This is a genomic window from Pseudomonas syringae CC1557, from assembly GCF_000452705.1.
Lineage (GTDB): Bacteria > Pseudomonadota > Gammaproteobacteria > Pseudomonadales > Pseudomonadaceae > Aquipseudomonas > Aquipseudomonas syringae_F.
Window position 1 is genome coordinate 4,296,015 of record NZ_CP007014.1, and the last position, 14,884, is coordinate 4,310,898.

Here is a 14,884-nt window from a genome sequence, read left to right on the forward strand (position 1 = left end):
GCGGGACCTCTGAATACGAAAGCTGCAGGCAGATGCGAAGGGCGAATACGATACACCTGCATTTGGGGAAAGATAAGGGTCGATACCACGAACTGAAGTCGAGGCATAAAAAAGCCGGGCAAGGCAGTGGTGCCCGCTCCGGCTTTTTGCACCGCGCGTGCGCGGAGAGCTCGGCATTTCGTAAACCGTAACCTCAGACCGGTTTACCCAGCGCCAGCTTAATGATCGTCAAGCTGTCAGGATCGAGCCAGATCAACTCGATGATCTGGCTCTTGTTCTACACGTAAATTGCCTGCGTGATGCCAAGGCAATTTTCAACCTGGTAAAGCGTTGTGGCCGTTATCTGGTGCAGGTGGCGTCCATTGATCCACAAAGGCCGCGATCTTTTCTTCAATATGGCTCTCGATAGTCCGCAGACGAAGCAAAGGAATGCCGCACTTTTCCAGAATGCTGTTTTTCACCGTATCTCGTTCGATCTGTACCAGATCGTTATGGTGTCCACCGTCGACTTCAATCACGCCCAGCGGACGCTTCCCTACTTTGAAATAAAGTACGAAATCACAGCGGGAACCGTTATTCATGAACTCCCGCTCTCGCTCCGTGAAGCTTGCACCGGCGACCGATGCCAGCTGTATCAACAGAACTTCGCGATGAAACATGATCGATTGGCGAGCCTCCTGAGCCAGCGCCTCACGAAGTATCTGCGCTACGATCTGCTCGGACTTGAAGGGCGAGTCATCTGGCCTGAGCCTTTTATTCAGACGTTCCTGTGATCGATCATATTCCTTGTAAAGCAGATCGAATGCCGAAATGACCGGCGCCCGGTGGATGTGCCCGTCCTCTGCGTAATATTCCATATAGCGGATCAGCGCCGCGATATGTCCATTGCCGGCTTTGAAAACGCCGTCGCCTGTCACCAGCGTGAACCTGTTTTTAGCTCTGGATACCGCCACATTGACCATCCGCGCATCGTCTACAAAACTCAGGCGCTCCGGGCTTTTATGCTTATCCAGTACGGTAGAAAAGACAATTTCGTCGCATTCACGGCCCTGGAACTTGTGCACGGTGTCGTTGATGAAATCAGCTGGCAGACATGAGCCTGAAAGTGTTGCCTGATTCTTGAACGGCGCAATGAACCCTCTGCCATCCTCACCCTCCCAGATACTCTCACCACTCCCATCGAGCACTGTCAATAAAGAGTCCAACTCACGGAGATTGGAGTTGTTGCGCGTATGGTTACCCTTGGCGGTCACGAGCAGCGTCAACGATTGTTCGCCAGCATCATGAGTCATCGGGACGAGCTGGTTATCGTAGAACTGCTGATTGCAAAACTGAATGATGCGGGGGTGGCATCGATAGTGCTCTTTGAGCAATGTCATTGGAATCGAATCACCGAACACACCCACGCATGAATCCAGCAAGCTGTACGTCTCACAGTCATACCAAGGAGCGGGGGCTTCCAGGCCCAACTTTTCCGGAATATGCGCAAGCTGTTTTCTGTCGCCGACAATAATCAGATTCTTCGCACAACTCAGCGCCAGCACACCCGGAACAATGTCCTGCTGCGAAGCCTCATCGATGATGACGTAATCAAGGACAGCCTTGCCCCCCAAGGAATTGACGATCGAGTGCGTACTGCTACCGATGACCGGATAGCGCTTCAGAAAGGCATCCAGGTGATTTCGGTACGTTATGTCGAAGTCGTCATTAGGCGAAATGTGAAGATGCAGATGGTGCTTGAGGTGACGCATCGAAGAGGAGGTCAGTTCTTCCAGCAAGGCGTTGAAATTACCGATGCGCAACGCCTCCTCATGGGCAGACAATTCCCTCTTCTTCTTTTGCAGGACCTTGTCGTAGTAATCGAGCTGCAAGCTGTAAAAGGCTGACATGCGCTTGCCCCGGTCATTCAGCTGGCCGGTGCGCAGAATCCTGAAGTTGAACAGCAGCTCAATCCGGTCCTTGATCCGGATCCGGTCGCTGGGTATATGCGGTAGATACGCCATCAAGTCAGTAGTCTTTTGCGGCGATAATTTGTACCTGTCATGCACAGGCACTATTCCATTGTCCTGTTGCCACTGCACGAGATAACGCCGTTCTATCTCCAGCTCGTTAATCTCGATCTGCAACTGCGCCACTGCATTGCGAGCACTCAGATAACGCTTGAGCCGCTGGAGAACGCTCTGAATATCTTCCATTGCAGGCGCAGGTTCAGATTCAGATTCAGGGTCTACTGAAGGTCGCAAAGAGCGCTCGGCAAAAAACGTTTCCCGGTTTTCCTTATTGCCCAGTCTGGCGACCAGGTAATCCAGACCGCACTTGCCCAGCTTTTCATAAACATTCTTGACCGCAGCGTTGTTGTTGGACACCACCGCTACGGTTTTTCCCTGCAACAGGATATTGGCGATGATGTTCAGAATCGTCTGTGTCTTGCCAGTCCCGGGAGGTCCTTCGATGAGGCTTATCTGCGAACTGAAAGCCTGCTCTACCGCCTTGAGCTGACTTTCATTGAGACCAAAAGGAAAGATGAAGTTGCCCGGCGAGTCCTGCTGTACAGGCTGGCCTTTGCAATAGGCATTGAGCGCCGTAGCCGGGGACAATGAGAGTGTGCCCATCTGGCGATCAACGTTTTCGGCAATGCCTTTTTTTTGCTCATCGTCAGCCGCGTTGTTGACCCGAGCTGCGGCCACGGAGCGAAAGTAAGTGAATACGGGCTCGTCGGTAATCGAGGTCGGGGAAACGAACTCAATGTTATCCATATGGAACAGGTAGCTATCCGCACTTCCCGGAAACTGGACGAGCGCGTATTTCTCGCCGTAAATCAACGCTTTCTCGATGGGGCTTAAAACATACCCTCCTGTTCTCAGAAGAAGCATGCCCTTGACCTCACGGGTTGGATCGACCTTGCAGTCGCCAAGCGGGCGGGAGTACGTTTTTTGAGAGGGGTAGTGGCAAGTCAGTCTGAACTCACCCTTGCCATTCTTTTTAATAACCCAGTCGCTGATCTGCCGGGTCTTGTCCTCGCCACACACATAGATAGAAACCATAAATCCCTTAATCAGGCGTAATCACCGCCTGTCCGCATCCGTGCCAAAAAATCCGAATTCATTGATTCGGGTAGTGGGTGCCATTTTGGCATTGCTGATCGGGTTGAGGCCAGGGCTGCTCTTATCGGTGTGATGACGATGGGAGCGTGATTGGCTTTGTGCGGGCCTGATGGCGCTGGCCGGTCTCAGGCTACCGAAAGCCAGCGGATACACAGCTTCAAGGACCCGATGCTGTCGCCACCAAGCGCTGCTTGGTAACTGATGATCCGATAGGCGGATCAACTATCGCGGACGCGCCCTCCCCCTCCGAGGAGCCCCACAGGTGCGGGGCTTGGACGGTAGCGCGATCTTTTCCGTGATCAGTCTCGCACGAGCTTCAGCATTCCGCCGTCATACCAGGAAAGAGCCAAGGCCCCATTCTGTGCTAGAAAAAATACCGGGCTTTCTTTATCGAGAGGACCCCAGCTTCCAGATGTGCACTCAACGCCATAAGGTACGGCTTTTTCGATGCCAAGCTTATGAAGTTGTGGCTCCAGTTCAGCTCCACTGATCGTCGGAAGCTTGTGAAAAACAGGCCCTTTGCACACATCTTCCGTTGAGCCTGCTGACGCTTTCCATGCCAGCTGGTCGTGATTGAAACTGAGACGTCGCCCCATAAAACTCGGATCATTATCCTCCAGTGCTTGCACGCCCGAGTCTGATACCGCTACGCCTGCAACATGCCAACTGCCGTACAGCGCGTTTTCTCCAGGCTGATCGTGTTTTGGAGCATCCATATTCACTGCGCATCCTGTCAGCGACAACATGATCAGGAAGGATGAACTGAAGGAGAATCGAGATTTCATGAACGGGTTCCTTGGTTTTGGCGGATACGATATCGAATCCTTTTGCCGAGCTGCCCCTGCCTCGACGTTGGGCTTGAGGTGCATCTGAGCCACTTCTCCGTGAGGATTTTCCTCGAACTTCAGGTCAGTTTCAAATGAGGTGCTTTGCGGATTGCTTAATGTACCGGCCTGCTCACCTTTGGTAGGTTTGGAGAGAGCCTGCTGATACCCGCCCCACGAATCCCGGAGTTGTGCGATGAATCCAAATACCGTGCCTACGCCTGCCCGCGGCGCCATTCGTTGGGAGGCCCATACCTGCCTGCCGCTGCTGCCCAATCAGGACATGTCTGCGCTGCTGCGCTACCGCGACAACGGCTTTCACCACGTCTCGGTCAATGTCGGCATGGACATGACCCCAGTCGGCGATGTGATGCAGGTCATCGCAGGCTTTCGCCAGTGGCTGATCAAGCATCCAGAGAACTTCATGCTGGCCGGTACCCTTGCAGATCTGCAACGCGCCCGCGAGCAGGACAAGCTGGCGGTGTCTTTCGACCTGGAAGGCTCCAACATGCTGCTGCAAGACCCGGCAATGGTCCGCTTGTATGCCGACCTGGGCGTCCGCCAGATGCTTCTGGCGTACAACCGCGATAACAGCTGCGCGGGCGGTTGCCACGGCAGCGGTATGGGATTGACCGCGCTGGGGCGGGAGTTCGTGGGAGCCATCAATTCGGCAGGTATCGTGATGGACTGCTCACATGTCAGCAAGCGCGCGAGTATGGAAATAATCGAGCTGTCACAGCGACCGGTCGTCTTTTCACACACTAATATCAAGGCAGTGTATGACCATCCACGCACAGTGGATGATGAGCAAATCATGGCCTGTGTTGAATCGGATGGAGTGATCGGGCTGACCGGTCTGGGGATTTTTCTGGGCGATCCGCAGGCATCGGTCGAAGCCTTCGTGCGCCAAATCGATTATCTGGCCGAACGAGCGGGAACGGCACATATCGGCCTGGGCCTGGACATCGAACTGCACCCCGACGATAAGGATTTGGCCGAGGGCGTGAATGAAAACGATTGGTGGCCAAAAGAACTCTATGGCGGCATCAACGGGCATCGTCAACTGCAGCCGGAAGCGCTGGGTCAGGTCGCAGAAGCATTGCTACGGCTTGGTTATGACGCCGCGCAGATCGACGGCATTTTTGGCGGCAACTTTATGCGGGTCGCTCAGACGACTTGGCCACAACATGGTTGATCAAGCCGTTCGCGAGTTTGCATAGCATTCAGTTAACTGCATCCAGCCCGTTTTCACACAACCTGGATCGACAGCAGCCGCTATCAAACAGTTTAGGTTCGAGGGAGATATAGGCAGCAGGCGCCGATGTACTGAACGACTAACCAGCGCCTTTTGTAGGGGATGATCATGGCGCCTGATGATGCGCGCTATCTGGAAATTAGTCCCTTTCCAAAAGGCGAGACCGCTTAGGGCAGCGTGAAGGCGGGTGAGATGCACTCAGACGTTGAGACTGCTACGCTCACCCGATGGATGATGTGTTCTGAACATGGATGAGTGGAATGGCGCACCAACGTTTCTTTTATCACCCTGCCAGCCTGTGGCTGGTCATGCTAATCACTCTCTTGCCAGCCAGTCTGATAACGTGGACTTTGTTCTGGAGGGAACCAAACATCCTTAGCGGTACGACAGCGTCTTCGGCGATTCTTTTTCTGGCCCAAGGGACAACTTGGGCGTCATTCATGAAACTTCGGCACCATAAAATAGACGCGTACAACCGCAGCTTCTGGCTAAAGGCACTTGCGGGTTCTGGAATTTCTCATATCACCCTGTTTTTTTTGGCAGCACTTGCCTCTTCTACCTTTTCGCCCTTCGCTATGTTTGTCCTGGCAGGGCCTATCCTGGCTTCCTGCTACATGTGGGTGTTGGTACGCAAATCGGCACGATGGCAACCCGTGGCCTCGGTGCCGCCACCGTGGAGCCTTCATAGGTGGCGTTCCTTGCCTAAGCGCACGATCGCGTCACTGACCAACGAAGCATTACCATTACCTCAACCTGACGATCGCCAAACTCTACCAACCCTTATCACAGCGGCCGTAATTGCGTTGATTGCCACAGCCTTAGTGAGCCACGGTTTGGCGACTAACGATCTGATCCTTGTGAGTAAGCGAGGCACCCTCCATGTAAGTGGGTACGACTCTATTCCATGGGCAGGTCTTTACATTGCCCTTGTACTAATCTGCATATCTTGCATCGCGGGTCATTTGGACAAACGCCCAAATGCTCATATCTACCGCCGCTTTCGGCACTTAATGGTATGGGTTGTGGGTTTCCTGTTCACCTTGGGGGTATGTGTCACCTTTTGGCATCTCTTTGCGCTATTGGCGTCCCCCAGAACGCATTGACTCGTGATGATTTAGGTTTGAGGGACTTGTTAGCGAATCGGCTTTAGACCGTCACATGATATTGATCAAGCACTAAGCATGGCATTTGCCTCAGTCACTGCCCCGTACCATGCCGCCTAAATACAGTGCTTGGCGATGCACAAAGCTGCCCGAATTTGCCAGCCCCACAAAGCCAAAAGCCCGCAATTACGCGGGCTCCACGGCATTTCTTGCTAAAGGGTGCCGGACAACGCCGGCCCCCCAATCACTCCCACTCAATCGTCGCAGGCGGCTTGCTCGACACATCGTAAGTCACCCGCGAAATCCCCTCGATTTCATTGATGATACGGCCGCTCACCGTCTCCAGCAGCTCGTAAGGCAGGTGCGCCCAGCGAGCGGTCATGAAGTCGATGGTCTCTACCGCACGCAATGCCACAACCCAGGCGTAGCGGCGGCCGTCGCCGACGACGCCAACCGATTTGACTGGCTGGAACACCACGAATGCTTGGCTGACCTTGTGATACCAGTCGGCCTTGCGCAGTTCTTCGATGAAGATGTGGTCGGCACGACGCAGGATGTCGGCGTATTCCTTCTTCACTTCGCCGAGGATGCGCACGCCCAGGCCTGGGCCAGGGAATGGGTGGCGGTAGACCATGTCGTAGGGCAGGCCGAGTTCCAGGCCGAGGCGGCGGACTTCGTCCTTGAACAGCTCGCGCAGGGGCTCGACCAGCTTGAGGTTCATTTCTTCCGGCAGGCCGCCCACGTTGTGGTGCGACTTGATGACGTGGGCCTTGCCGCTTTTCGCGCCAGCCGACTCGATCACGTCCGGGTAGATGGTGCCTTGTGCCAGGTACTTGATGTTGTCCAGCTTGCAGGATTCGGCATCGAACACGTCGATGAAGGTGCGGCCGATGATCTTGCGCTTCTTCTCTGGATCGCTCTCGCCTTCCAGGTTGTTGAGGAACTGCTCTTCGGCGTTGGCGCGAATGACTTTGACGCCCATGTTCTCGGCGAACATGGCCATCACTTGCTCGCCTTCGTGCAGGCGCAGCAGGCCGTTGTCGACGAATACGCAGGTCAGTTGATCGCCGATGGCCTTGTGCAGCAGTGCCGCGACCACGGAGGAGTCAACGCCGCCGGAAAGGCCCAGCAACACGTTGTCAGTACCGACCTGAGCGCGAACCTGAGCGATAGCGTCTTCAGCAATCTTCGAAGGGGTCCACAGTGCTTCACAGCCGCAGATGTCGAGGATAAAGCGCGACAGGATGCGACCGCCCTGCTTGGTGTGGGTCACTTCCGGGTGGAACTGCACGCCGTAGTAACCGCGAGCGTCGTCAGCCATACCGGCAATTGGGCAGCTAGGGGTGCTGGCCAGAATGTGGAAGTCTTCCGGCAGTTTGGTGACCTTGTCACCGTGACTCATCCATACGTCGAGGCCAAACAGGCCGTCGGCGTCGATATGGTCTTCGATACCATCGAGCAGACGGCTTTTGCCGACTACGTCAACGCGAGCGTAGCCGAACTCGCGCAGCTCAGAACCAGCAACCTTGCCGCCCAACTGCTCGGCCATGGTCTGCATGCCGTAGCAGATACCGAAAACCGGCACACCCAGGTCAAATACCGCTTGCGGGCAGCGCGGGCTGTCGGCTTCGTGTACGGACTCGGGGCCGCCGGCGAGGATCACGCCTTTTGGAGCGAATTCGCGAATCGCTTCGTCGTCCATGTCAAACGGATGCAGCTCGCAGTACACGCCGATTTCACGCACGCGGCGGGCGATCAGCTGGGTGTACTGGGAACCGAAGTCGAGGATCAGGATACGGTGGGCGTGAATGTCGAGGGCCATGACTCATTCTCGTCAATAAACAGAAACGACACGGGGCTGCGTCAACAGCCCCGGCTATAAAACTTGTTGGCCTGCATCGCGGCGCAAACCCCGATGCAGTCCGGATCAACCAACGCGATAGTTCGGCGCTTCCTTGGTGATCTGCACGTCATGGACGTGAGACTCAGCCATACCTGCGCCGGTAATACGAACGAACTCGGGCTTGGTGCGCATCTGTTCGATGTCAGCACTGCCGGTGTAACCCATGGAGGAACGCAGACCGCCCATCAACTGATGGATGATGGCGGACAACGGCCCCTTGTAGGCAACGCGGCCTTCGATGCCTTCCGGCACCAGCTTCTCGGCACCGGCCGACGAATCCTGGAAGTAGCGATCCGACGAGCCCTGCGCCTGGGACATCGCGCCCAGCGAACCCATGCCGCGATAAGCCTTGTAGGAACGGCCCTGAAACAGTTCGATCTCGCCTGGCGCTTCTTCAGTACCGGCGAACATCGAGCCCATCATCACGCAGGACGCGCCCGCCACGATGGCTTTGGACAGGTCACCGGAGAAACGGATACCGCCGTCAGCGATCATCGGCACGCCTGTGCCTTCAAGGGCAGCGGAAACGTTGGCGATGGCGCTGATCTGCGGCACGCCGACACCGGCAACGATACGCGTGGTGCAGATCGAGCCAGGGCCGATACCAACCTTGACGGCGTCGGCACCCGCTGCGACCAGCGCCAGGGCAGCTTCGCCGGTAGCGATGTTGCCACCGATGACCTGCACTTGCGGGAAGTTGTCCTTGACCCAGCGGACGCGGTCGATCACGCCTTTGGAGTGGCCGTGCGCGGTGTCGACTACCACCACGTCAACGCCGGCAGCGACCAGTGCGGTCACGCGCTCGCCGGTGTCCTTGCCGGTGCCGACTGCCGCGCCGACGCGCAGGCGAGCCTGATCGTCCTTGCTGGCCAGCGGGTAGGCCTTGGCTTTTTCGATGTCCTTGACGGTCATCATGCCCTTGAGCGCGAAGTTGGCGTCGACGATCAGGACTTTTTCCAGACGGTGCTTGTGCAGCAGTTCGCGCACTTCGTTCTTGTCGGCACCTTCACGCACGGTGACCAGACGCTCTTTGGGCGTCATCACTTCTCGGACAGGGACATCAAGACGGTTTTCGAAGCGTACGTCGCGGGACGTCACGATGCCGACCAGGTCGCCATTGTGCAGCACCGGTACACCGGAAATGTTGTGCATGCGGGTCAGTTCGAACAGATCACGAACAGTGGCGTCGGCTTCGATCGTGATCGGGTCCTTGACGACACCGGCCTCGAACTTCTTGACCTTGCGCACTTCGGCAGCTTGCTGCTCGATGGTCATGTTCTTGTGGATGATACCGATACCGCCTTCCTGGGCCATGGCAATTGCCAGACGGGCCTCGGTGACTGTATCCATTGCAGCAGAGACCAAAGGAATATTCAGCTCGATGCCACGGGTCAAACGGGTTTTCAGACTGACTTCGTTGGGAAGTACCTCGGAATAACCGGGCACAAGGAGAATGTCGTCGAATGTAAGGGCTTCTTGACTGATACGCAGCATCGCGGGGGCTCCCGAGCGGGAAATTGGAAGCGCGCCATTATACCCACACACCCTGCCCGGCTCAATGTAAACCTCAGCCTATTATCAAAGCTGTTTATAAGCGCACTTGAACGCAGGACAACGGGCGATCCAGACGTTCGGCGAAGTCATCCAGAAAGCTCTGGGTAAACGCCGCATCCAGCCAATTATTGAAGATGAAACCGAGGTTGGAAAACCCGCAGGCATCGAGAAACAGAAAGCCGTTTATATCGTCTTCGTGGCGACATTCCGGGCAGGTGAAGTTATCGGTGTGCCCGGGCATCCAGTCTTCCAGACTGTCAAACAGCGCCTCGCCGACTTCGCGGCGACATTCCGGGCAGCCGGCTTCTTCGGCAAAATCGTTCAGTGGTGTGAAAATGCAGCGCTTGGTGACGATCTCCAGCCCGTTGACGGGCTGCCCGAACGGTAGCGCATCGGGATTTTTCACCACGGCTCTGGCACCGGGAGCCACAGCGTAGGCCATCTTGTTATAAGAGCGTCCGCAGGTGGTCAGTTCCGGCTCGACCACATTGAGTTTGACCAGCCAGCGCAGAATCAGCCGCGCTCGTGCCTCGTGACCGGGAAAGGTGGATATTTGCGGAACAATGATGCTTTGGGTGTTCATGGTGAAGCGTCGCTCGAAGCTGTTCGAGGCCGCAGCTTAATAGGCTAGCGTTTCAGGTCAAGGTCAAATCCCGCTGTGGCAGCGATACTGACTCGTGCGCTGGGCAGGCATTGCCATTATGATGCCCGACATGATCAAAGACCCTTTCGCAAGACTCGGCCTCGACCGGGAAGTCCTTACTGTCAGCCAGCTCAACGGCCGCGCTCGCGTGCTGCTGGAAGATGTGTTCAGCAGCATCTGGGTCGAGGGCGAGATCTCCAATCTGTCGCGCCCGGCGTCAGGGCACGTGTACTTCACGCTGAAGGATTCGGGCGCGCAGGTGCGTTGCGCGCTGTTCCGGCAGAGTGCGGCCCGTGTGCGTCAGGCGCTGAAAGACGGCTTGCAGGTCAAAGTGCGCGGCAAGGTTTCGCTGTTCGAAGGCCGTGGTGACTATCAGCTGATCCTCGACACCGTAGAACCGGCGGGTGACGGCGCGTTGCGTCTGGCCTTCGATGCATTGAAGGCCAAGCTCAGTGACGAAGGCTTGTTCAGCGCAGAGCGCAAGGTCGCTCTGCCACTGCATCCGCAACGCATCGGGATCATCAGTTCGCCGACCGGCGCGGTGATTCGCGACATCATCAGCGTGTTCCGCCGTCGCGCGCCTCGGGTAGAACTGACACTGATCCCGACCGCCGTTCAGGGTCGCGAGGCCATCAATCAAATTGTCCGCGCCCTGAAACTGGCCGACGCCAGAGGCTTCGATGCCTTGATCCTCGCCCGGGGTGGAGGCTCGCTGGAAGACCTCTGGTGTTTCAACGAAGAAGCCGTGGCCCGCGCCATTGATGCTTGTGTAACGCCGATTGTCAGCGCTGTCGGCCATGAAACCGATGTGTCGATCAGCGATTTCGTCGCCGACGTGCGCGCCCCGACACCCTCCGCTGCTGCCGAGCTGTTGGCCCCCGACTCCAGCGACCTGCACCGCCGCGTCGACAACCTGCATCGCAGGCTGGTCAGCCGCATGCAGGACCGTCTGATGCGCGAGCGGCTGCGTCTGGAAGGTATTTCACGACGACTGCGACATCCGGGTGAACGACTGCGCCAGCAGTCTCAGCGTCTGGATGATCTGGACATGCGCTTGCGTCGCGCCTTCGAGCAGAACATGCATAAACGGCAGGTGCGTCTTGCGCACATGGAAAGTCGTCTGACCGCTCAGCATCCGGGACGCACGCTGGCGTTCCTGCGCCAACGGCTGGACGTATTGGCGGAGCGCTTGCCAAGGGCAATCCGCGAATCGATCAAGGCCCGCAAGCTGCAATTGCAAAGCCAGATGCAGACCCTGAATGTGGTCAGCCCGCTGGCGACTCTGGGGCGTGGTTACAGCATTCTGCTCGACGAGCGGGGACATGCGATCCGCAATGCGGCACAAACCCGGCCTGGCCAGCGTCTCACCGCCCGGCTTGGCGAAGGCGAGCTGCAAGTACGTGTCGAAGACAATCACCTCACGCCCGTGACCCTCTCCCTTCTGGACTGACCGCCTGATGCTACGTTTTATCGCCCCGCTATTCGCCCTGCTGCTCTGTCTGCCTGCCCACGCCGACAGCTTTATTACTCGCGCACTCGACAAACCGGTGCCCGGCGGCGTGGCGGTCATTGATCTGGGCAGCGGCGCACAGGCGCCCACCGCGACCTATCAAGGCAAGCCGGTGCTGGTGGTCAAGGAACAAGGTGCGCGCTGGCTGGCGATTGTCGGCATTCCTCTGACCGTCAAACCAGGCGCGCAGCAGGTGACCTCCGGCGGGCGCACGCTCAACTTCACGGTGGGCAGCAAGAAATACCCGGAACAGCACATCACCCTCAAGAACAAGCGTCAGGTCAACCCCAACCCAGAAGACAACAAGCGCATCGAAGGCGAGCTGGCCGAACAACTGCGCGCCTATCGCAGCTTCAGCCCTGGCACGCCGAGCAATCTGATTCTGGACAAACCGGTCAACGGCCCGCTGTCGAGCAAGTTCGGTGTGCGTCGCTTCTTTAACGGCGAAGAGCGCAACCCGCATTCCGGGTTGGACTTCGCGGTCCCGGCCGGCACGCCAATCAAATCTCCGGCGGCTGGCAAGGTCATTCTGACCGGTAATTACTTCTTCAACGGCAACACCGTGTTCGTTGACCATGGGCAAGGCTTCATCAGCATGTTCTGCCACATGTCGAAAATCGACGTGAAAGTCGGTGACCAGGTCCCACGCGGCGGCGTAGTCGGTAAAGTCGGCGCGACCGGTCGGGCTACTGGCCCGCACATGCACTGGAACGTCAGCCTGAATGATGCGCGGGTTGATCCGGCGATCTTTATTGGCGCGTTCCAGCCTTGAGGCAGTTCGCGAGCAAAACGGACACCGACATGCGTTTGCTCGCGAAGACCAAGCAGTCATCCAGGCAAGCAGCCATGCGCCGGCCTTTCTTTGCGCACATCGCTTAGGGCGCACAAAAAGTAGCGATTAAAATTGAAAAACCCGCTATAAAAAATCGCCATAACGACATTTACGAGAATTTATCCCGATTTTTTTCAAGTGCTTGCCATTGCTCATGCCAGTGGGTACGGTTGGCCTCATGAACAACGCTCAAACCCTTATTTTGTTGCGCCAGCATCGGTGCCTCAGCCTGGTCAGTGCCCGACTGCCAAGCTAGATTGCGGTGCCTCGCCCCTTTGCACGCTACCCCCTATTTCCGAACGACAGGCCGCCGCCAAGCCGGCCCGTTCACTCCAAAAGGATTTCCAGATGACCATGCTCAACGATCCCTCGAAAAAGTACCGCGCGTTTCCAACCATTGATCTGCCTGACCGCACCTGGCCTTCCAAAACCATCGATACGGTGCCTATCTGGTGCAGCTCTGACTTGCGCGACGGTAACCAGTCGCTGATCGAGCCGATGGATTCAGTGAAGAAGCTGCGTTTCTGGAAGACTCTGGTCAGTGTCGGCGTCAAAGAAATCGAAGCATCGTTCCCTGCCGCCTCGCAGACGGACTTCGACTTTGTTCGCACCCTGATAGAAGACGGGCATATCCCGGACGACACTACTATTCAGGTGCTGACTCAGGGCCGCGAAGATTTGATCGCTCGCACCTTTGAATCGCTGCGCGGCGCCAAGAAGGCCATCGTTCACTTGTACAACGCTACCTGCCCCTCATTCCGTCGCATTGTCTTCAATCAGGACAAGGCCGGCGTGAAGGAAATCGCAGTCAATGCAGCCAAGCTGTTCGTCAAGTATGCCGCGCAGCAGCCTGAAACCCAGTGGACGTTCCAGTACTCGCCGGAAACCTTCAGCGCCACCGAGCTGGAGTTCGCCAAGGAAGTCTGCGATGCGGTGATCGAGGTATGGAACCCGACGCCGGACAACAAGGTGATCCTCAACCTCCCCGCTACCGTGGAAGTGGCTACCCCGAATATCTACGCCGATCAGATCGAATGGTTCGGCCGCCACATCACGCGCCGCGACAGCGTGCTGATCAGCCTGCACACCCACAACGACCGCGGCACTGGCGTTGCGGCCACCGAGCTGGGCCTTATGGCGGGTGCAGATCGTGTCGAAGGCTGCCTGTTCGGCAATGGCGAGCGTACCGGCAACGTCGATCTGGTCACGGTCGCCCTGAACCTCTACACCCAGGGCATCAATCCCGGCCTGGACTTCTCTGATATCGACGGTGTGCGCAAGGTTGTAGAGGAGTGCAACCAGATTCCGGTTCACCCTCGTCACCCGTACGTCGGCGATCTGGTTCACACCGCGTTCTCCGGCTCGCACCAGGATGCCATTCGCAAGGGCTTCACGCAGCAGAAAGAAGGCGAGCTGTGGGAAGTGCCTTACCTGCCGATTGATCCGGCCGATATCGGTCGCAGCTATGAAGCGGTGATTCGCGTCAACAGCCAGTCGGGCAAAGGTGGCATTGCCTACCTGCTGGAGCAGGAGTACGGCATTTCGTTGCCGCGCCGCATGCAGATCGAGTTCAGTCAGGTGGTTCAGGGTGAAACCGATCGCCTGGGCCTGGAGATGACTGCCGAACAGATCCACTCATTGTTGCGTCGCGAGTACCTGCAGGCCAACACACCTTACACGCTGATCAGCCACAGGCTGCAGGAAGAGAACGGCAATAGCGCTGTAGATGCCGAAGTGCACGCGGATGGCGAGACCCTGCACTGGCGCGGCAAGGGCAAAGGTGCTCTGGAAGCGCTGGTAGCCGGCCTGCCGCTGGCCGTGGAGATCATGGACTATAACGAGCACGCCATCGGTTCCGGCACCACGGCCAAGGCTGCCGCCTACATTGAACTGCGGGTGAACGGCGAGCGTGCCGTGCACGGTGTGGGCATCGATGAAAACATCACTACAGCAAGCTTCCGGGCGCTGTTCAGTGCACTGAACCGCTCGCTGAGCCAGGCACAGGCCAAAGCGGCCTGAGTCGACAGTGAGGCTGGCGGACTCAGGTCCGTCAGCCTGCTGCTAAAACCGGCTTTCACTCTTTAGCCCCTCCCACTACCCCTCTCGCAAGCCTCTTTCAGTCTGTGCATGGCCCTGCCCGTTTCGGCATAATCTTT

General features: G+C 57.2%; 9 protein-coding genes. 4 read left to right on the top strand and 5 right to left on the bottom strand.

Features of this window, described 5'->3' with window-relative positions:
• Window positions 1-314 precede the first annotated feature (314 nt).
• On the bottom strand, window positions 315-3,044 hold the full coding sequence (locus N018_RS18930) for an AAA domain-containing protein (protein ID WP_025390463.1): 2,730 nt from the start codon (window positions 3,042-3,044) through the stop codon (window positions 315-317).
• 359 nt (window positions 3,045-3,403) lie between these two features.
• On the bottom strand, window positions 3,404-3,889 hold the full coding sequence (locus tag N018_RS18935) for a hypothetical protein (RefSeq protein WP_025390464.1): 486 nt from the start codon (window positions 3,887-3,889) through the stop codon (window positions 3,404-3,406).
• Window positions 3,890-4,124: 235 nt separating this feature from the next.
• Here N018_RS18935 and N018_RS18940 point away from each other — a divergent pair, with 235 nt between their 5' ends.
• Complete coding sequence (locus N018_RS18940; protein WP_025390465.1) at window positions 4,125-5,123, top strand: dipeptidase; 999 nt, start codon at window positions 4,125-4,127, stop codon at window positions 5,121-5,123.
• Between the two features lie 1,407 nt (window positions 5,124-6,530).
• Here N018_RS18940 and guaA read toward each other — a convergent pair.
• The 3 genes from guaA to N018_RS18960 form a co-directional block, all read right to left on the bottom strand.
• A complete protein-coding gene (gene guaA, locus N018_RS18950; protein WP_024674822.1) occupies window positions 6,531-8,108 on the bottom strand; it encodes a glutamine-hydrolyzing GMP synthase in 1,578 nt (525 codons plus the stop codon).
• A gap of 105 nt (window positions 8,109-8,213) precedes the next feature.
• Entirely contained in the window at window positions 8,214-9,683 is a 1,470-nt protein-coding gene (gene guaB, locus N018_RS18955) for an IMP dehydrogenase (protein WP_005891653.1), read from the bottom strand.
• Window positions 9,684-9,777: 94 nt separating this feature from the next.
• A complete protein-coding gene (locus N018_RS18960) occupies window positions 9,778-10,326 on the bottom strand; it encodes a hypothetical protein (RefSeq protein ID WP_025390467.1) in 549 nt (182 codons plus the stop codon).
• Between the two features lie 130 nt (window positions 10,327-10,456).
• Here N018_RS18960 and xseA point away from each other — a divergent pair, with 130 nt between their 5' ends.
• From xseA to leuA, 3 genes are all read left to right on the top strand, one after another.
• Window positions 10,457-11,836 (top strand): exodeoxyribonuclease VII large subunit, encoded by a 1,380-nt coding sequence (gene xseA, locus N018_RS18965; RefSeq protein ID WP_024645266.1) that lies wholly within the window; start codon window positions 10,457-10,459, stop codon window positions 11,834-11,836.
• Between the two features lie 7 nt (window positions 11,837-11,843).
• Window positions 11,844-12,668 carry a peptidoglycan DD-metalloendopeptidase family protein gene (locus N018_RS18970; protein WP_025390468.1) on the top strand — a complete coding sequence of 275 codons (825 nt, stop codon included), beginning with the start codon at window positions 11,844-11,846 and terminating at the stop codon, window positions 12,666-12,668.
• A 408-nt stretch (window positions 12,669-13,076) separates the two neighbouring features.
• On the top strand, window positions 13,077-14,747 hold the full coding sequence (leuA, locus tag N018_RS18975) for a 2-isopropylmalate synthase (RefSeq protein ID WP_025390469.1): 1,671 nt from the start codon (window positions 13,077-13,079) through the stop codon (window positions 14,745-14,747).
• Window positions 14,748-14,884: the final 137 nt, after the last annotated feature.